17 protein-coding genes are annotated in these 19,413 nt (G+C 46.5%); all 17 read left to right on the top strand.

Features of this window, described 5'->3' with window-relative positions:
* Positions 1-840 (top strand): translation elongation factor Ts (gene tsf / locus LDL40_RS17490; protein ID WP_300996752.1); only part of this gene is annotated, 840 nt, incomplete at its 5' end.
* A 300-nt stretch (positions 841-1,140) separates the two neighbouring features.
* Complete coding sequence (gene pyrH, locus LDL40_RS17485) at positions 1,141-1,878, top strand: UMP kinase (protein ID WP_008900629.1); 738 nt, start codon at positions 1,141-1,143, stop codon at positions 1,876-1,878.
* Positions 1,879-1,923: 45 nt separating this feature from the next.
* Entirely contained in the window at positions 1,924-2,481 is a 558-nt protein-coding gene (gene frr / locus LDL40_RS17480; protein ID WP_300996751.1) for a ribosome recycling factor, read from the top strand.
* A gap of 84 nt (positions 2,482-2,565) precedes the next feature.
* Positions 2,566-3,333 carry a polyprenyl diphosphate synthase gene (gene uppS / locus LDL40_RS17475; protein WP_300996750.1) on the top strand — a complete coding sequence of 256 codons (768 nt, stop codon included), beginning with the start codon at positions 2,566-2,568 and terminating at the stop codon, positions 3,331-3,333.
* A 5-nt stretch (positions 3,334-3,338) separates the two neighbouring features.
* The gene (locus tag LDL40_RS17470) at positions 3,339-4,202 is read left to right on the top strand and encodes a phosphatidate cytidylyltransferase (protein ID WP_300996749.1); all 864 of its coding nucleotides are present in this window, start codon (positions 3,339-3,341) and stop codon (positions 4,200-4,202) included.
* Positions 4,202-5,395: a 1-deoxy-D-xylulose-5-phosphate reductoisomerase gene (gene ispC / locus LDL40_RS17465; protein WP_300996748.1), complete on the top strand. Its 1,194-nt coding sequence runs from the start codon at positions 4,202-4,204 to the stop codon at positions 5,393-5,395. The genes LDL40_RS17470 and ispC overlap by 1 nt, the downstream gene beginning before the upstream one ends.
* Positions 5,395-6,747: a sigma E protease regulator RseP gene (gene rseP / locus LDL40_RS17460; protein WP_300996747.1), complete on the top strand. Its 1,353-nt coding sequence runs from the start codon at positions 5,395-5,397 to the stop codon at positions 6,745-6,747. Before ispC ends, rseP begins: the two co-directional genes overlap by 1 nt.
* A 27-nt stretch (positions 6,748-6,774) precedes the next feature.
* Entirely contained in the window at positions 6,775-9,270 is a 2,496-nt protein-coding gene (gene bamA / locus LDL40_RS17455; RefSeq protein ID WP_300996746.1) for an outer membrane protein assembly factor BamA, read from the top strand.
* A gap of 20 nt (positions 9,271-9,290) precedes the next feature.
* Positions 9,291-9,809 (top strand): OmpH family outer membrane protein, encoded by a 519-nt coding sequence (locus LDL40_RS17450; protein WP_300996745.1) that lies wholly within the window; start codon positions 9,291-9,293, stop codon positions 9,807-9,809.
* On the top strand, positions 9,809-10,855 hold the full coding sequence (gene lpxD / locus LDL40_RS17445) for a UDP-3-O-(3-hydroxymyristoyl)glucosamine N-acyltransferase (protein WP_300996744.1): 1,047 nt from the start codon (positions 9,809-9,811) through the stop codon (positions 10,853-10,855). The genes LDL40_RS17450 and lpxD overlap by 1 nt, the downstream gene beginning before the upstream one ends.
* 17 nt (positions 10,856-10,872) lie before the next feature.
* Positions 10,873-11,325: a 3-hydroxyacyl-ACP dehydratase FabZ gene (fabZ, locus tag LDL40_RS17440; RefSeq protein ID WP_300996743.1), complete on the top strand. Its 453-nt coding sequence runs from the start codon at positions 10,873-10,875 to the stop codon at positions 11,323-11,325.
* Position 11,326: 1 nt separating this feature from the next.
* On the top strand, positions 11,327-12,097 hold the full coding sequence (gene lpxA, locus LDL40_RS17435; protein ID WP_300996742.1) for an acyl-ACP--UDP-N-acetylglucosamine O-acyltransferase: 771 nt from the start codon (positions 11,327-11,329) through the stop codon (positions 12,095-12,097).
* Entirely contained in the window at positions 12,097-13,266 is a 1,170-nt protein-coding gene (lpxB, locus tag LDL40_RS17430) for a lipid-A-disaccharide synthase (RefSeq protein WP_300996740.1), read from the top strand. The genes lpxA and lpxB overlap by 1 nt, the downstream gene beginning before the upstream one ends.
* A 2-nt stretch (positions 13,267-13,268) precedes the next feature.
* Complete coding sequence (gene rnhB / locus LDL40_RS17425) at positions 13,269-13,901, top strand: ribonuclease HII (RefSeq protein WP_300996738.1); 633 nt, start codon at positions 13,269-13,271, stop codon at positions 13,899-13,901.
* Entirely contained in the window at positions 13,894-17,364 is a 3,471-nt protein-coding gene (gene dnaE, locus LDL40_RS17420) for a DNA polymerase III subunit alpha (RefSeq protein WP_300996736.1), read from the top strand. The genes rnhB and dnaE overlap by 8 nt, the downstream gene beginning before the upstream one ends.
* A 17-nt stretch (positions 17,365-17,381) precedes the next feature.
* Positions 17,382-18,338, top strand: a complete 957-nt coding sequence (accA, locus tag LDL40_RS17415; RefSeq protein ID WP_127021103.1) for an acetyl-CoA carboxylase carboxyl transferase subunit alpha — start codon at positions 17,382-17,384, stop codon at positions 18,336-18,338.
* 279 nt (positions 18,339-18,617) lie between these two features.
* A partial coding sequence (gene tilS, locus LDL40_RS17410; protein ID WP_300996733.1) for a tRNA lysidine(34) synthetase TilS occupies positions 18,618-19,413 on the top strand: 796 nt, incomplete at its 3' end.

Below are 19,413 nucleotides of genomic sequence, written 5' to 3'. Positions count from 1 at the left end.
CGCGAGCGCACTGGCGCTGGCATGATGGACTGCAAAAAAGCTTTAGAAGAAACTGCAGGTGACATCGAAGGCGCAATCGAATTAATGCGTAAGAATGGTCAGGCTAAAGCTGCCAAGAAAGCTGGCCGTATCGCCGCTGAAGGTACTGTGATCACTCGCGTTGGCAACGGGTACGCTGTTGCAATCGAATTTAACTGTGAAACTGACTTCGTAGGTCGTGACGCAAGCTTCCTGGCTTTTGCGAACGCTGCTGCTGATCTGGCTCATGCTAACAAGCTGTTCACTGTTGAAGAACTGTCTGCTGCTCAACTGGGCGATAGCACTGTTGAAGATGCACGCGCTACACTGGTCACTAAAATCGGTGAAAACATCGCGATCCGTCGTATCTCTGTAGTTCAGGGCGATGTGATTGGTCAGTACACTCACTCAGGCCGTATTGGCGTGTTAGTGGTACTGGAAGGCGGTAATGAAGATATCGCTAAAGACGTTGCTATGCACGTTGCTGCTAACAACCCTTCATTCCTGACTCCAGAGTCAGTGCCAGCTGAAGTTGTTGCTAAAGAGCAGGAAATCCAGATCGAAATCGCGATCAACAGCGGCAAGCCAAAAGAAATCGCTGAAAAGATGGTTGCTGGTCGTATGACGAAATTCACTGGCGAAGTTTCTTTAACTGGTCAGCCTTTCGTGAAAGATCCATCAATCACTACAGGTGAATTCCTGAAACAAAACGGTGCTAAAGCTGTTAGCTACATCCGTTTAGAAGTTGGTGAAGGCATCGAGAAGCAGGAAACTGATTTCGCTGCTGAAGTTGCTGCTCAAATCGCTGCTGCTAAGAAGTAATTTACGCTTTAGCAATGCTTTGAAACCAGCTAGAATAACCGCGACCTGACCTTCGTCTGTCGCGGTTTTTTTATGTACAGGATGTACGGTATGTCGAAAATGCAGGAGCAACTTTTCGACGATGTACAAAATTAACCCACAGCAAGGTTATACCCAAATTGATTGGAGTTGCAGCGCGGCGACAAGTGAGCGAGACCCCAGGAGCATAGGTCACTATGTGACTGGGGCGAGTGAGATTAGTCAACAAATCTGCAGCTTCAAGTAAGAAGGGTATATAACTTCCAGATAAATGAGGACCGCATGAGCAATCCAAAACTCGCCTATAGAAGAATTTTATTAAAACTCAGTGGTGAAGCCCTGATGGGTGAAGAAGGCTTTGGTATAGACCCCAAAGTGTTGGATAGGATGGCTCAGGAAATCAAAGAGCTGGTTGAACTGGGTATTCAGGTCGCCATAGTGATAGGTGGCGGTAATATCTTCCGTGGTGAAGGATTAGCCAAAGCAGGTATGAACCGAGTGGTCGGCGACCATATGGGCATGTTAGCCACTGTGATGAATGGTTTAGCTATGCGTGATGCGCTGCATCGTGCTTTTGTGAATGCCCGTCTGATGTCTGCAATTCCATTGAATGGTGTCTGTGACAATTACAGCTGGGCAGAAGCCATCAGCCTGTTAAAATCCGGTCGTGTGGTGATTTTCTCCGCCGGTACTGGTAACCCGTTTTTTACTACAGACTCAGCAGCTTGTTTACGTGGTATCGAAATCGAAGCAGACGCTGTTTTAAAAGCAACCAAGGTTGATGGTGTGTATTCTGCGGATCCTGTGAAAGACCCTACAGCCACTCTGTACAGCAAATTAAGTTACACAGAAGTACTGGAAAAAGAATTAAAGGTGATGGATTTAGCGGCATTTACCCTGGCCCGTGACCACAATATGCAAATTCGTGTTTTCAATATGAATACACCAGGTGCACTGAAACGTGTTGTACTGGGTGAAGAAGAAGGCACAGTGATCGACCACGCCGAAAAATTACAGTAAACTAACTGCCACTTTTTTGGTGTAGCAAAAAAAGGAATAGCCAAAGTGATTAACGATATTCTCAAAGACAGCAAAACCCGGATGGAAAAAAGCGTTGAAGCGCTGAAAGGCCAATTGTCCAAAATCCGTACCGGTCGTGCTCACCCAAGTTTATTAGATGGCATTCAGGTGTCTTATTACGGTGCTAATACGCCATTACGTCAGGTTGCTAACGTGTCTGTGGAAGATGCCCGTACTCTGACCATCAGCGTGTTTGATAAAACTCTGATCCAAGCTGTAGAGAAAGCTATTCTGCAGTCAGATTTAGGCTTAAACCCAATGAGCGCTGGTACTACTATTCGTGTGCCATTGCCTCCGCTGACTGAAGAGCGTCGTCGTGATTTAGTTAAAGTGGTACGTAACGAAGCTGAAGGTGCCCGTGTTGCTGTACGTAATATTCGTCGCGACGCAAACGCTGATCTGAAAACTTTATTAAAAGATAAAGAAATTGGTGAAGATGATGAGCGTAAAGCTGCAGAAGAAGTTCAGAAGCTGACCGATGCTTTCGTCAAGAAAGTTGACGAAGTATTAGCGGACAAAGAAAAAGAGTTGATGGAAGTCTAAGACTTCCTGCCCTGATTAGGGGAATAGCGCCGTGTAGGGTATACTTCGCGGCGTTTTTTATTATTGTGACAGGGTCAGATTCAGATGACAGAAGTGCAAACCGCGTTACAAAACGCGTTGCCACAACATGTCGCCATTATCATGGACGGCAACGGACGCTGGGCTGAACGGCAGGGCAAACCTCGGGTATGGGGCCACAAAAAAGGCGTCGACGCAGTGCGTCGTGCGGTCAGCTTTTGTCGTAAGTTAGGTATCAGGTCTCTCACTTTATTTGCCTTTAGCAGTGAAAACTGGCGTCGGCCTGAAGACGAAGTCAGTGGTTTGATGCAACTGTTTTTAATGGTATTACAGCAGGAAGTGAAAACCCTGCATAAAAATAACGTACGGCTGAATATTATTGGAGACTTGTCTCCTTTTAGCGACAAACTCAAACAACATATTAAAGAGGCGCAACAGCTTACGGCTCAGAATACAGCTTTGACCCTGAATGTAGCCGCTAATTACGGCGGTCGCTGGGACATAGTGCAGGCTGCACAACAATTAGCCCAACAAGTGGCTGATGGCGAAATGACAGCCGCACAGATTGACGAACAAATGTTATCAGGTTGCATGCAGATGCATGATCAACCGGAACTGGATTTGATGATCCGTACCGGTGGCGATGTGCGCATCAGTAACTTTTTGTTGTGGCAAGCTGCTTATGCTGAGTTATGGTTTACCGAAATTTTATGGCCTGACTTTGATGACCAGGTTTTTTCGGAAGCTTTGGCAACCTACGCCGGTCGTGAACGGCGTTTTGGTTGTACCGGGGCGCAAATCCGTGAGCTGGCAATGCGTCCGACACAAGGATAACCAATTTGTTTAAGCAACGAGTTATTACAGCCCTGATCATGGCGCCACTGGCGCTAGCTGCAGTTTTTTTCCTTCCTTTGCATTATTTCGCTATTTTTATTGCTGCGGCTTTTTTAATCGGTGCCTGGGAATGGAGTTTATTTTGCGGCTACAAAACTAAGCTAAGCCAATACAGTTTTGTCGCTGTGCTGGCATTGAGTATGGCGCTGATTTACTGGCAATTGCCGGATACAGCCTATTGGCCTTTGCAGTTGGATATGCTCAGTAACAGCTTGCTGGCTTTGGGTGTGGTCTGGTGGCTGATCGCTGTGCTTTTGGTGTTAAGTTATCCCCACAGCAGTCAAAGCTGGTCCACCGGTCATATTCGTCGTGCTGTGATGGGCTGGCTGACTTTAATTCCTGCCTGGACTGCTTTGTTACTGATCCGCTCAGTTGATTTTCATCAGTCCAGTTATACCGGAGCCTGGTTAATCTGCTTACTGCTTGGCATAGTCTGGGCTGCGGATATAGGCGGTTATTTTATCGGTAAACCTTTTGGTAAGCGTAAATTATTGCCTGCTGTAAGTCCGGGTAAAACGCTGGAGGGCATGTTAGGTGGTGTAGCTTTTGTGATGGCTCTGGTCACAGCTGTAGCTTATTATCACGACTTTCCTGAAGGGACCTGCACCTGGTACCTGGCCGCTTTGGTACTGACCATTTTGTCGGTATTTGGTGACTTAAGCGAGAGTATGTTTAAACGGGTGGCGGGTCTTAAAGACAGCGGCAGTATTATTCCTGGTCATGGCGGTATTTTAGACCGGATAGATAGCCTCACAGCTACGGCACCGCTTTATGCAGTCCTGGTTGCGCTAATTGGAGGTTTCGCGTAATGCGGACGCTAGTGATCCTTGGCGCTACAGGCTCTATTGGCTGTAATACGCTTGATGTGGTGGCTAAACACCCTGATCACTATCAGGTGCTGGGATTAACGGGGGCCACTCAGGTGGATAAGCTGTTTGCGCAAGTCCAGCAGTTTAAACCTCGTTATGCCGTAATGACAGACCCACAGGCCGCAGACAAATTACGTCAGTTAGTGAAAGAGGCTAATAGTTCGACTGAAGTCTGGTCGGGGGCTCAGGCGCTTTGTGATTTGGCCGCTCACCCTGATGCAGATATGGTGATGGCCGCTATAGTGGGAGCGGCAGGACTTTTACCTACTTTAGCCGCTGTTGAACAAGGCAAAACTGTATTACTGGCTAACAAAGAAGCGCTGGTGATGAGTGGTGAGCTTTTTATCAACAAAGTACAACAACATGGTGCTACTTTGTTGCCTATAGATAGTGAGCACAATGCTATTTTTCAGTGTTTGCCATCCGCTTTGCAGCAAAATACCGCAACACAAAAATTATCTGATTACGGTATTAGCAAACTACTGCTGACTGGCAGTGGCGGGCCTTTTTTACGTAAAGATCTGCAAGAATTTACAAGCATTACTCCTGCTCAGGCCGTGGCCCATCCGAATTGGGTGATGGGGCAAAAAATATCAGTCGACAGTGCCACTATGATGAATAAGGGGTTGGAGTTTATCGAAGCCCGTTGGTTATTTAACTGCGCTGCCGATGATATTCAGGTGGTGATCCACCCACAAAGCATTATTCATTCGATGGTGCAGTACACTGATGGTTCTGTTTTGGCACAATTAGGTCAGCCTGATATGCGCACTCCTATCGCTCATGCTTTGGCTTTTCCACAGCGGATCCAAACCAATGTCAAACCGCTGAACTTTTTTGAGCTTGCAGACTTTAGTTTCTCCAAACCAGAACCACAACGCTACCCTAATTTATATCTTGCTATTGCCGCTTGTGGGTATGGTCAGGGGGCTACTACAGCGCTCAATGCAGCCAATGAAATCACAGTAGCGGCGTTTTTGGCCGGCCAAATCCGTTTTACTGAGATAGCGCAGCTGAACGAAAAAGCATTAGAGCGTTTTGCCAGCATAAAAGCGCCTGATTTAGAAAGTATTCTTGGCCTGGACCAACAGGCCAGAGCTTATATGCAAGACCAACTGAAAAAGGTGAGTTAATGTCGGGTTTTGTCTGGAATTTAATCAGTTTTGTGGTTGCTATAGGCCTGCTGGTGACTGTGCATGAGTTTGGTCATTTTTGGGTGGCGCGGAAAAACAATGTACTGGTCAAACGTTTTTCTATAGGTTTTGGCAAGGCTATTTACCGCTGGCGCGACAAACAAGGTACTGAGTTTGTTATAGCGATGATCCCATTGGGCGGCTATGTTCGCATGTTAGACGAGCGGGTTGACCCTGTATTGCCGCAGTTTAAAGATTTAAGTTTTAACAGCAAAACTGTCTGGCAACGTATGGCCATTGTAGCTGCAGGCCCTGTTGCTAACTTCTTGTTTGCTATCCTGCTATTGTGGGGAATGTACCTGATAGGCGTACCTAACATTAAACCCGTGATAGGGCAGGTGACGGCTGAATCTATTGCAGCTAAAGCTGGTGTGCCGGCCAATGCTCAGATCACGGCCATTAACGGCGAAGCTGTAGAAGACTGGCGGGCTATCAGCTTGTTGCTGGTAGAGCAGGTTGGCAGCCCCGCAGTGGATATTACAGTGCAGCAACTGGAAGGTAGCGACCAGAGTTATCAACTGGATTTAACCGATTGGGCTTTTGATCCTGACAAGCAAAGTGTATTTGGTAGCTTAGGTTTAGAACCACTACGGCCAGTGGTGCTTAACGAAATTAGTCAAATTCAGCCAGGCTCGGCCGCTGAAACTGCTGGTTTGCAGCTGGGTGATAAATTAGTGTCAGTGGATGGTAAAGTTGTAGCAGACTGGAATGCTGTGGTGACGCTGGTACAAAACAGCCCGGAAAAGCCCATGGTTTTTGGTATTGAACGCAGTGGCCAGGCTATAGACATTTTGGTCACTCCGCAAAGCCGCGAAACAGCGGATGGTTTTCATCAGGGATTTTTAGGCGTCAGTCCAAAAGTAATGCCCTGGCCTGAGCATTTATTGTTCACTCAGCAATATGGCCCTGTACAGGCAGCCCTGGTTGGGGTAGAAAAGACCTGGCAATTGGTGCGGTTAAGCTTCTCTATGATTGGAAAATTCATTTTTGGTGATATTTCTGTCAAACATTTAAGCGGACCAATTTCAATAGCACAAGGGGCTGGAAGCAGCGCAGATATTGGCTTGATTGCCTTTATCTCCTTTTTAGCGCTGATTAGTGTCAACCTTGGGGTGATAAATTTACTGCCTCTGCCTATTTTGGATGGTGGCCATTTAATGTATCTTGTGCTGGAACTAATACGCGGCAAACCTGTCTCTGAGAAGGCGCAGGAGCTGGGTTTCCGGATCGGAGCTCTGTTGCTGCTGACATTAATGGGAATTGCGCTGCTCAACGATATTTCTCGTTTGTAATAAACTAATCAAAAGTAGTCCAAAACAATGACAATTAAACGATTAGTAGCTGCGATGTTACTTGCTGGTTTAAGTAACTCGGTGCTCGCTGAACAATCATTTACTGTGCAAGACATTCAGGTCGAAGGCTTGCAGCGTGTTGCGCTTGGTGCAGCATTAAATAATTTGCCGTTTAATATCGGCGATACCATCACAGAAGCATCCTTATCGCGCAGTATCAAAAGTCTGTATGCGGCAGGCCACTTTGACGATATTCAGGTATTTCGTGACGGCAATACCGTCATTTATCGCTTAAAAGAGCGCCCTACCATTAACAATATCGAATTTGATGGCAACAAAGACATCAAAGAAGAGCAACTGACTGAAAGTTTAACGGGTCAGAAAATTATCGTTGGTGAGCCTTTAGATAAAACCGTAATCAAAGAAGTTGAAAACGGTTTAACAGAGTTTTATCACGGCGTTGGTAAATACAACGCTGCGGTGCAAATGAAAGTTACTTATTTGCCTCGTAACAGGGTGAATCTGAAGATAGAGTTTGAAGAAGGTGATGCCGCTTCTGTTCGCCAGATCAACATAGTAGGTAACGAATTGTTCAGTGACGAAGAGTTGCTGAAAAACATTGAATCTAAATACGATTTGCCATGGTGGCGGTTTTTATCTTCAGATCGCTATCAGAAACAGACCTTGCAAGGCGACTTTGAAAAAATCCGTAGCTACTACTTAGACCGTGGTTATCTGCGTTTTAATATTGATGCCAATCAGGTTTCTGTCAGTACAGATAAAACCTCGGTTTATGTGACTCTGAACGTGACTGAAGGTGAGCAATACACTATTACCGGCATTGACTTTGTTGGTGATCTGATAGGGCAGGACGACTTTATTAAGGCTTTATTGCCATTAAAAGCGGGTCAGCTGTATAACGGCGCCTTAGTGACCTACACCGAAGAAAGTATTGCCAAATTATTGGCTCGCTTTGGTTACGCTAACTCAAAAGTTCGTACTATCCCAAACATCAACGATGATACCAAAGAAGTTGCTCTGACCATCAGTGTAGAGCCTGGTAAACGTGTTTATGTACGTCGTCTGGAAGTGGCTGGCAATTCATCGACTAAAGATGAAGTTATCCGTCGTGAAGTTCGTCAGATGGAAGGTGCCTGGTTATCTAATGACGCGCTTGAGTTGTCTAAAGAGCGTATTCAACGTTTACCTTATATCGAAAAAGTTGAGTTTGAAACCAAAGAAGTCGCAGGCGTTGATGATAAAGTCGACGTTGGATTTAAAATCAAAGAACAGCCGTCTGGTAACTTCAATGCCGGTATTTCCTATGGCGATTTCCAGGGCTTGTCTTTCCAGATAGGTATTGAGCAGCAAAACTTCTTCGGTACAGGTAACTCCGCTGGTATCAGTCTGAGCACCAACAAATACAACAAGCAGATCCAGCTTTCTTTAACTGACCCTTATTTCACTTTGGATGCGGTAAGTTTAGGCGGGCAGGTGTTCTATTCGGATACAGACTACTCAAGTTTATCGTCCAACTTAGAAGCTTATAAGCAAAAACGTTATGGTTTTGGTGCTTCTATTGGTTATCCAATCAATGAATACAACAGATTAAACTTCGGCACTAATTATGCGGTGAACGAAATTAACTCTTTGTCTGAATATGATCAGTTACGTCATTTCAGAGCTGTGTTAATGGATAAAAACGATCCGGATGGCGGCTATAAGTTTACGAACTATGAATTGATCGCAAGTTGGATTCAAAGCACGTTAAACCGTGGTTTATTCCCAACTGCCGGTCATGAATTAATTTTAAGTGGCCGTATCACTACACCTAACTCAGATCTGCAGTACTACAAAACCACGTTTGAAGCCCGCAACTATATTCCGCTGAGTAATGATCATCGCTGGTCTTTCTTAAGTAAACTGGAAGTAGGTTACGGTAATGGTTACGGTGATAAAGATGGCTATGACTATACACTGCCATTTACCGATAACTTCTATGCAGGTGGCCAGAACCTGCGTGGTTTTGAAGCCCGTATTGTAGGTCCGCATGCAATCTATCGTCAGGTCACTACAGTTCCTGGATTACCTAATCCAACAGGGGGAAATTCAGGTAATTTCCCAACAGATCCAAATTTTGACACTTATATAGTGTCTCCACGATCAACGGGTGGTAATGCCATGGCTATTGCTACCCTTGAGTTAATCACGCCAACACCTTTTGTTGGTGAGGATTATGTAAACCAGATACGTACCAGCCTTTTCGTAGACGCAGGTAACGTCTGGGATACAGAGTTTGATTTAAGTCGTTACGCTGGGTTAAGTCCTTCTGCAAGCCAGAGTTTTAATAGTCCTAAGCTGTTAGACTACTCTGATGCCGGCTTAATACGTGTGTCGACAGGTCTCTCTGTACAATGGATTTCGCCTATGGGTCCATTGACATTTAGTCTGGCAAAAATCATCCGCAAAGAAGAGGGTGATGATCAGGAAAACTTTAGTTTCAATATTGGTACTACATTCTAAATTTATGGGAAATGGAAAACATGTTTAAGCAAAGCTTAGCAAAAACTGCATTGGTATTTATGGCTGGCCTGATGATGGTCGGTACTGCTTCTGCAAAAGAAATGAAAATTGGTCTTGTTGATGTGCAGGAAATTGTGGCAAAACTGCCTCAGACAACGTCGATCCAGAACAGCTTAAAAACTGAGTTTGAAGGCCGTATTGCAGAAGTGCAAAAGCTGGAAAAGGATATCGCTTTTAATCAGGAAAAATTAAAGCGTGATGGCGCGACCATGAATGACCAGCAGAAAAAGACTCTGCAAGCTGAAATGGAAAAGCAAATGCGCAGTTATGAGCAGTTAGCTCGTCCTCTGGACGAAGACTACCGCAAACGTCAGGGCGAAGAACGTAACAAGCTGATGGGTTTAGTCAAAACAGCTATCGACAGCATTGCGAAAAAAGACAACTACGACCTGATTCTAAACGCTCAGGCCGGTGTTTTCGTAAAACCTGAGTATGACATCTCTGAAGCTGTTATTGCCCAGGTGAGCAAAGCCAAATAATGGTGAAGTTTACTTTAGCCTTTATAGCTGAGCAGTTAAATGCTCAGCTAATTGGAGACGCCACGGCACTGATTAGTGCCGTTGGTACTTTGGAAGATGCAAGCAGTCATCAAATCAGCTTTTTATCTAATAGTAAGTACCGTAAGTTTTTACAATCCACTCAAGCCGGTGCAGTGCTGATTAAAGCCGAAGATCAAAGTTATTGTCCTGTGAATGCGCTGGTGGTGAAAGACCCTTATGTGGCTTTTGCGAAAATAGCCCAATTATTAGATTCCACACCTGCTGCCGCCTATGGGCGGGGGCAGAATATAGTGATAGACCCTTCAGCTTGTGTACCAGACTCAGTTGTGATTGGCCCCAATGTGGTGATTTCTGCTGGTGCTGTCATAGGTGAAAATGTACAGATCGGCGCCGGCTGTTTTGTCGGTGAAAATGTGCACATCGCTGACGGCTGTAAAATCTGGCCTAATGTAACCTTTTACCATGGCGTGCAACTGGGTAAAAATTGCCTGGTCCACAGTGGTGCAGTGATAGGTGCCGATGGTTTTGGTTTTGCCAATGAACGTGGTAACTGGCTGAAAATCCCTCAGGTTGGCACTGTGCTGATTGGCGATGACACAGAAATAGGTGCCAATACCACCATTGACCGTGGCGCTTTAGGTGACACTGTGATTGGTAAAAATGTCATTTTGGACAATCAGGTGCAAATAGCACACAACGTGCAGATTGGCGACCACACAGCTATCGCAGGCTGTACTGTGGTGGCTGGCAGCACTAAAATTGGCAAGTATTGTATTATTGGTGGTGCGTGCGCTATCAATGGTCATATGGAAATTTGTGACGGCGTGCAAATCACCGGCATGTCGATGATTATTAAATCTATTACCGAAAAAGGTATCTATTCATCCGGTACTCCGGCCAGCACTAATCTGGAATGGCGGAAAAATAGCGTCCGGTTTCGTCAACTGGATCAAATGTATCAAAAATTACGGGATTTGGAGCAGCAAGTGGCTGCTTTGTCTCCGCCGCCTTTGAAAGACGAATAAAATAAAAGAGGTTCACTTTGGCTAACCAATTGAATATCCTTGAAATACAGGAAATCATGGCCCTGCTGCCACATCGCTATCCATTTTTAATGATCGACCGGGTTCTGGATTTCACACCTGGCGAATCTTTGACTGCTATTAAAAACGTTACGATCAACGAACCTATTTTTACCGGTCACTTTCCAACCATGCCTATTTTCCCTGGTGTGTTAATACTGGAAGCTTTGGCACAGGCCACAGGTATTTTAGGCTTTAAAACAGTAACAGAACGTGCTGAAAACGAGTTGTATTTATTTGCCGCTATAGATGAAGCTCGTTTTAAAAAGCCGGTAGTTCCTGGTGATCAGCTGGTGTTGGAAGTGAAGTTTTTAAAAGAACGCCGCAATTTGTGGAAGTTTTATGGTGAAGCCAAAGTGGATGGCCAGGTCGTTTGTACTGCTGAACTGATGTGTGCCAGAAGAGAACTTTAATATGATCCATCCTACTTCAGTGATCGAAACAGGTGCTGTGCTTGGTCAAAACGTAAAAGTTGGGCCTTTTTGTTATATAGCCGCCAATGTAGTGGTAGGTGCTGACACTGTGCTTGAATCTCATGTGGTGCTCAAAGGCCCTACAGTGATAGGCAAAGGCAATCATTTTTACCAGTTCACCAGCATAGGTGAAGATTGTCAGGATAAAAAATACAAAGGTGAGCCAACAGAACTTATTATTGGTGACAACAATGTGTTTCGCGAAAACTGCACTGTGCACCGTGGTACTGTACAGGATCAAGGTGTGACCCGCATTGGTTCGAATAACCTCTTTATGAACAATACCCATGTTGCACATGACTGTGTGATTGGTGACAACGTGATTTTTGCCAGTGGAGCTCAATCTGCTGGTCATGTCCATATCGGCGATTGGGCTATTTTAGGTGGTATGAGCGGTATCCATCAATTTTGCCATATAGGTGCCCACGCCTTTATCGGTGGTGGTTCTATAGTAGTGAAAGACGTACCTCCCTATTTGATGGCACACGGTTCTCATGCGGTACCCGCTGGCTTAAACGTTGAAGGTTTAAAACGTCGTGGTTTCAGTAGTGATGCTATTTTAGAAGTTCGCCGTGCTTATAAAGAAGTCTACCGTAAAGGTTTAACAGTGCAGGAAGCTTTGGATGCTCTGGCCGAAAAAGCCGCTGAATTTCCGGAAGTCAAAGCCTTTACTGATTTTATCGCCAACTCCAGCCGTGGCATTATCCGCTGATGAGCGAGTTGCAATCTAAGGTTGTTCCTTCTGTTGTGAAAATCGCCTTAGTCGCCGGGGAACACTCCGGCGATATTTTAGGTGCCGATTTAATCCGGGCTCTGAAGCAGCTGTATCCGAATGCACAATTTTATGGCATAGGTGGCGAGCGCATGAAGGCCCAGGGCTTTGACGCGCTGTTTGATATGGAAGAGCTGGCAGTGATGGGCATAGTCGAAGTACTAGGCCGCTTGCCACGTTTGCTGCAGGTGCGCAAAGAGCTGCTGGCTCACCTCACAGCCACAGGGCCCGATGTGTTTATTGGTATAGACGCACCGGATTTTAATATTCCGGTGGAGCTTAAACTCAAAGCTGCTGGTATTAAAACTGTGCATTATGTCAGCCCTTCGGTCTGGGCCTGGCGGCAAAAGCGTATTTTTAAAATCGCTAAAGCCACCCATATGGTGCTGGCGTTATTGCCTTTTGAAAAAGCTTTTTACGATAAATTTGACGTGCCTTGCAGTTTTGTTGGTCATACTCTGGCCGACCAAATGCCGCTGCAGCCTGATAAAACTGCCGCTAAGATTGAACTGGGTTTAAAGCCAGATGCGCCGGTACTGGCTATCATGCCTGGCAGCAGAACCAATGAAATCAAATTGTTAGCTGCAGACTATTTGCTTGCAGCACAGGAACTGCAACGTCAGCAACCTGATTTGCAGCTGATTTGTAATATGGTGACAGAACAAAAAGCAGCGTTGTTCCGCCAGATCAAACAGCAGATCGCGCCAGAGTTACAGCTGCAACTGGAAATAGGTAAAGCCCGCACTACGTTAACAGCCGCGGATGCGGTCTTTATCGCCTCAGGAACTGCCACTTTAGAAGCCATGCTGGCCAAAACTGCCATGGTGGTGGGCTATAAGATGAATTGGCTGACGCATCAAATTGCCAAACGTTTAGTTAAACTGAAGTATTTCAGTCTGCCCAATTTATTGGCTGACCAGGCTTTAGTGACAGAGCTGCTGCAGGAACAAGTGACGGTAGAGCATTTAATTAAAGCCATGGCGCCTTTGTTACAGGATCAGGACGCCCAGCGTTCTTGTGTTAGCTCTTTTACACAACTGCACCAGCTAATTCGTTGTAATGCCAGTGAACAAGCCGCTGCTGCAGTAGCGAAAGTAATACAGGGTTAGCGATGACAAAAGCGTTGAATGCTGAAACTTATCAAAGACCACAAGTTCAGCTGATTTGTGGTGTGGATGAAGTAGGGCGCGGTCCGCTTGTTGGCGCAGTAGTCACCGCAGCTGTGATCCTTGACCCGAACAACCCTATTGTGGGCTTAAACGATTCGAAAAAACTGTCAGAAAAAAAACGCCTGCAGCTTGCTGAAGAGATTAAAGCCAAAGCCTTAAGCTGGAGCTTGGGCCGGGCTGAAGTGCATGAAATTGATAGCTTAAATATCTTACACGCCACTATGCTGGCCATGACCCGCGCTTTACAGGGACTTCACATCCAACCAGAATGGGCTTTGATAGACGGCAACCGTGTGCCTAAAGATATAGGTGTGCAGGCCAGTGCTGTGGTCAAAGGCGATGCTTTAGTGCCTGAAATCAGTGCCGCTTCTATTTTGGCTAAAGTGGCGCGGGATGACGAAATGCAGCAACTGGATGCCGCTTATCCTCAGTATGGTTTTGCCGGTCATAAAGGTTATCCGACTGCAGAGCACTTAGCGGCTATTAAAACTCATGGTGTGATTAACGAGCACAGACGCAGTTTTAAACCAGTACGGGATGTACTGGAATCTCTGGCAGGGGCAGCGCATGGCTGAGCCGGGTTTTATTCATTTACGGGTGCACAGCGACTTTTCGATGGTCGACGGCATCAAAAAAATAAAGCCTATAGTGAAAGCCGCCAAAGAGCTGAATATGCCAGCTCTTGCTTTAACAGATCAGATGAATATGTGTGGTCTGGTGCGTTTTTACAGTACGGCGCACGAAGCTGGTATTAAGCCGATAGTAGGGGCAGATTTGTGGGTGCAGCATCCGCTGTTTCCGGGCGATGCATGTCGGTTATTAATTCTGGCATCGGACAACACAGGCTATCAGAATCTGACCATGCTGCTGTCCAAAGCCTATTTACGTGGCCACGTGCAACACAAGCCGCAGATTGATCACGACTGGCTGGTTGAATACAAAGCAGGTCTGATTGTGTTGTCAGGGGCAAAAGATGGCCCTTTGGGTAAAGCCTTAATCAAAGGCAACGCGCCCAGTGCTTTGGCCTTAGTACAGTTTTATCGTGAACATTTCCCAGACCGGTTTTTTATTGAACTTACCCGCACCGGTCGTCCTGATGAAGAAACTTATATTCAGGCTGCAGTAGAGCTGGCAGAACGCGAACAGTTGCCTGTGGTTGCCACGAACGAAGTGGTGATGTTAAGCCCTGACGATTTTCCTGCGCATGAAATCAGGGTAGCTATTCATGACGGCTACACTTTAGAAGATAAAAGACGGCCAAAAAACTACAGTGAACAGCAATACCTGCGCTCAGCAGAGGAAATGCTGGAGCTATTCTCCGATATTCCTGAGGCGCTACAAAACTCAGTTGAAATCGCCAAACGTTGTAATGTCACTATACGTTTAGGTGAATACTTTCTGCCGGCCTTCCCGACAGGTGGCTTATCTGATGCCGACTTTTTAGTCTTAAAATCGAAAGAAGGTCTGGAAAAACGCTTGTTACAGCTGTTTCCTGATCCGGAAGTACGAGCGGTCAAAAGGCTTGAATACGACGAACGTTTAGATATTGAACTTGGCGTAATCAACCAAATGGGTTTCCCCGGTTACTTCCTGGTCGTGATGGAGTTTATCCAGTGGAGTAAAGACAACGATATTCCGGTAGGCCCTGGCCGTGGTTCGGGTGCTGGTTCTTTAGTGGCTTATGCGCTGAGTATTACCGATCTGGACCCGCTGGAATTTGACCTGCTGTTCGAACGTTTCTTAAACCCTGAGCGGGTCTCTATGCCTGACTTTGACGTCGACTTCTGTATGGACAGACGCGACGAGGTGATAGAACACGTTTCAGATATGTACGGCCGCGAAGCTGTATCGCAGATTATCACCTTCGGTACTATGGCGGCTAAGGCTGTTATTCGCGACGTAGGCCGGGTGTTGGGTCATCCTTATGGTTTTGTTGATCGCATCTCCAAACTGATACCGCCAACGCCTGGTATGACATTAGAGCAGGCCTTTAAAGAAGAGCCGCGTTTACCTGAGTTGTATGAAGCCGATCAGGAAGTCAAAGATCTGATCGATATGGCGCGCCAACTCGAAGGTGTCACCCGAAACGCTGGTAAACACGCCGGTGGTGTGGTGATAGCGCCGACTAAAATTACCGACTTTGCCCCAGTGTACTGTGATGAAGAGGGCAATAACCCTGTTACCCAGTTTGATAAAAACGACGTCGAATACGCAGGCCTGGTCAAGTTCGACTTCCTCGGTTTACGTACCCTGACCATATTGCAGTGGGCTGTGAATATGGCCAACGAGCGGTTAACGCGCGAAGGCAAGCCACTGGTTGATATCAATACTATTCCGCTGACGGATAAAAAAAGCTACGACATGCTGATGAAGGCGGATACCACAGCGGTATTCCAGCTGGAAAGCCGTGGTATGAAAGACTTAATCCGCCGTCTGCAGCCTGACTGTTTCGAAGACATGATAGCTCTGGTCGCCTTGTTCCGGCCTGGCCCTTTACAGTCAGGTATGGTAGATAACTTTATCGACCGTAAACGTGGCCGGGAAGAGATTTCCTATCCGGATTCGACCTGGCAACACGAGTCGCTTAAACCTATTCTGGAGCCTACCTACGGCATCATCCTGTATCAGGAACAGGTCATGCAGATTGCGCAGGTGTTGTCTGGTTATTCGCTGGGTGGCGCTGACTTATTACGCCGCGCCATGGGTAAAAAGAAACCCGAAGAGATGGCCAAGCAGCGCGATACCTTCCGTGATGGCGCTGTCGCCAATGGGGTGGATGCCGAACTGTCGATGAAAATTTTCGACCTGGTAGAGAAGTTCGCAGGTTACGGTTTTAACAAATCGCACTCCGCTGCTTATGCCTTAGTGTCGTACCAGACCTTATGGATGAAGGCACATTATCCGGCTGAGTTTATGGCCGCTGTGATGTCAGCCGATATGGATAACACCGACAAAATAGTGATACTGGTGGATGAATGTGAGCATATGAAGCTCAAGCTGATCCCGCCTGATGTCAATTCTGGTTTGTATAAATTCACTGTCAATCGTCAGGGCCATATCGTCTATGGCATAGGCGCTATTAAAGGTGTAGGTGAAGGCCCGGTGGAAGCTATTTTAGCGGCGCGGGCTAAACACGGAAGCTTCACCGATCTGTTCGATTTTTGTAATAAAGTGGATTTAAAACAGCTAAACCGCCGCGTCATTGAAAAGCTGATTTTATCCGGTGCTATGGATCAGTTAGGGCCTCATCGTGCCGCTATGATGGCGACTTTAGAAGAAGCGATGAAAGGCGCAGAGCAGCAAGCTAAAGCTGAAGCTATGGGCCAGTCTGATTTATTTGGTTTAATGGCTCCAGAGCCAGAACATGCGGCCAGTGCCTTTAAGCAAGTGCCCATTTGGCCGGATGAAGTCTGGCTGGAAGGCGAACGTGAAACCTTAGGTTTATACCTGACTGGTCACCCGATCAACCGCTATTTAGAAGAGTTACCACATTACAGCTCTGGCCGATTAGTGGATATGCAGCCGGGCCGCCGTGATCAGGTAGTGCATGCCGCAGGTTTAGTCTTGTCTGTGCGAACTATGATCAATAAAAAGGGCCGACGTTGGGCTATTGTCACTTTAGATGACAAATCAGCGCGCTTAGATGTACGTTTTTTCCCCGAACAGTTTGAAAACTTCGAGCATTTGCTGCAAAAAGACAAAATTTTGGTGGTGTCTGGACAGGTCAGCTTTGATGATTTCAGTGGTGGCCTTACAATGTCCGGCCGCGAAGTAGTGGACATCATAGCTGCGCGGGAAAAATGCTTAAAATCCTTGACCTTAACTGTACATCAACAGCAAATGGGTCTGGATTATCTGCAAAAACTGCAGCAAGCTATGCACGAATTTAAATTAGGCACAGTGCCTGTGAAGCTGGTGTACCAGCGTGACGAAGGTCAAGTCACTATGGCATTGGGCACCGAATGGTGGGTGACCCCAACAGACGCTTTGTTGCATCAATTGCGACAATTAGCAACAATACAACTGGATTTTCATTAATTAGGTAGTGACAGTCGATGATGCTGAATTATTTAGAGTTTGAGCAACCGATTGCGGAACTTGAAGCCAAAATAGAAGAACTTCGCAAAGTAAGCCGCAATGGCGAGTTTGATCTCGGCCTTGAAGAAGAAGTAAACAAGCTAAAGGAAAAAAGCTTAACTCTGACCAAAAAGATTTTTGCAGAATTAGGTGCCTGGCAGGTTGCTCAATTAGCCCGTCATCCGTTGCGTCCTTACACGCTGGATTACATTAAGCATATTTTCACTGACTTTGACGAGTTTGCCGGTGACCGCACTTTTGCCAACGATCCGGCTATTGTCTGCGGTACAGCCCGTTTAGGCGACAAAACTGTGATGGTGATTGGTCATCAAAAAGGCCGTGACACTTCAGAGAAAATTAAACGTAACTTTGGTATGCCAAAGCCTGAAGGCTATCGTAAAGCTCTGCGTATGATGGAAATGGCTGAACGTTTTAATTTACCTATCATCACGTTTATCGACACTCCAGGTGCTTATCCTGGTGTTGGCGCTGAAGAGCGTGGTCAAAGTGAAGCAATTGCCCGTAACCTGAAAGTGATGGCAGGCCTGAAAGTGCCGGTACTGTGCACAGTGATAGGCGAGGGTGGCTCTGGTGGTGCTTTGGCGATAGGTGTCGGCGATCAGGTCAACATGTTGCAATACAGTACCTATTCGGTGATATCACCTGAGGGCTGTGCTTCTATTTTGTGGAAAAGTGCGGATAAAGCGCCAATAGCTGCCGATGCCATGGGCATTACAGCGCCACGTCTAAAAGAGCTGAATCTGATTGACGATATCGTTAGTGAGCCTTTAGGTGGTGCGCATCGTAATCACGAACAAATGGCACAAAGCTTAAAGCAAGCCCTGTTACGTGATTTAGCCAAGCTGGAGAAACTTAGCCTTGCCGAGTTACTGGACAGACGGTATAAACGTTTAATGTCTTTTGGTTATTGCTAATATACCCGTCGTACTTGAAGCTGCAGCTGGCCTGCGTGCATAAAGAGTAACGGGCGGGGATAAACCCTGCCCCTACAAGCCGCCGCAAGGCGGTTTTTTTATGTCCAGGGACGGACGGTATGTCGAAAATGCAAGGAGCCTATTTTCGACGATGTCCAGGGACGGACGGTATGTCGAAAATGCAGGGAGCCTATTTTTTTCGGCGATGTCCAGGAACGGATGGTATGTCGCAACTCTCGGGAACCTTGTTGCGACCAATTTTTAGGAATTATGATTTTTATGAGTTCAGAGTTCACCGCCTCACTGCGTCAATACATCCAACAGCTTGGGTTAAACCAGCTGGTGCTGGGCTTGTCCGGTGGACTGGATTCTATGGTATTGCTGGAGCTTTGCCACCAATTGACGCAGGGCACAGAGATCAAACTCAAGGCCGTGTATATCCATCACGGTTTAAGCGCTAATGCCGATCAATGGGCTAATTTTTGTCAGCAGCAATGTCAAAGTCGCCACATTGCCTTTGAGGTGCAAAAAGTACAGCTGAACCCTGCTGCCAATATCGAAGCTCAGGCGCGAAGTGCCCGCTATTCGGCTTTGTCTGCTTTTATCACCTCAGCTCAGACGGCTTTGTTAACTGCCCACCATGCGGATGATCAGCTGGAAACCTTGTTATTAGCATTAAAACGGGGGGCAGGCCCAGCGGGTTTATCTGGCATAGCCGCTATACAGTCTTTTGCTTCGGGCTGGTTAATGCGGCCTTTATTGGAATTTAGCCGTGAGCAACTGGCAGCTTTTGCACAGCAGCAACAGCTGCAATGGATAGACGACGAAAGTAATAACGACAGCAGGTTTGACCGTAACTTTCTGCGCCTGCAGGTGATCCCTTTATTGCAACAACGCTGGCCGGCATTCCGGAGCAATGCCTTGCGATCTGTGGCTCATATTCAACAGCAGCAGCAATTTGTCGAAAACCAGTTACAGCAGCTATTACCCGCTGTAATGCATGGTGATGAGTTAGAGTTAAAACTACTGGCACAGCAAGAGGCCATCACACAAAAGCTATTGGTGCGCAGCTGGT

Origin of the sequence: Rheinheimera sp. (genome assembly GCF_020217005.1) — a bacterium.
GTDB lineage: Bacteria > Pseudomonadota > Gammaproteobacteria > Enterobacterales > Alteromonadaceae > Pararheinheimera.
Note: the sequence above shows the minus strand (reverse complement) of the source record. Positions and strands in the feature narration are given on the sequence as shown.

Excerpts from the sequence above, each read along its gene's own strand:
- pyrH (WP_008900629.1), top strand. The coding sequence starts at position 1,141 with ATGAGCAATCCAAAACTCGCCTATAGAAGAATTTTATTAAAACTCAGT.
- uppS (WP_300996750.1), top strand. The coding sequence starts at position 2,566 with ATGACAGAAGTGCAAACCGCGTTACAAAACGCGTTGCCACAACATGTC.
- ispC (WP_300996748.1), top strand. The coding sequence starts at position 4,202 with ATGCGGACGCTAGTGATCCTTGGCGCTACAGGCTCTATTGGCTGTAAT.
- rseP (WP_300996747.1), top strand. The coding sequence starts at position 5,395 with ATGTCGGGTTTTGTCTGGAATTTAATCAGTTTTGTGGTTGCTATAGGC.
- bamA (WP_300996746.1), top strand. The coding sequence starts at position 6,775 with ATGACAATTAAACGATTAGTAGCTGCGATGTTACTTGCTGGTTTAAGT.
- LDL40_RS17450 (WP_300996745.1), top strand. The coding sequence starts at position 9,291 with ATGTTTAAGCAAAGCTTAGCAAAAACTGCATTGGTATTTATGGCTGGC.
- lpxD (WP_300996744.1), top strand. The coding sequence starts at position 9,809 with ATGGTGAAGTTTACTTTAGCCTTTATAGCTGAGCAGTTAAATGCTCAG.
- lpxA (WP_300996742.1), top strand. The coding sequence starts at position 11,327 with ATGATCCATCCTACTTCAGTGATCGAAACAGGTGCTGTGCTTGGTCAA.
- lpxB (WP_300996740.1), top strand. The coding sequence starts at position 12,097 with ATGAGCGAGTTGCAATCTAAGGTTGTTCCTTCTGTTGTGAAAATCGCC.
- rnhB (WP_300996738.1), top strand. The coding sequence starts at position 13,269 with ATGACAAAAGCGTTGAATGCTGAAACTTATCAAAGACCACAAGTTCAG.
- dnaE (WP_300996736.1), top strand. The coding sequence starts at position 13,894 with ATGGCTGAGCCGGGTTTTATTCATTTACGGGTGCACAGCGACTTTTCG.
- accA (WP_127021103.1), top strand. The coding sequence starts at position 17,382 with ATGATGCTGAATTATTTAGAGTTTGAGCAACCGATTGCGGAACTTGAA.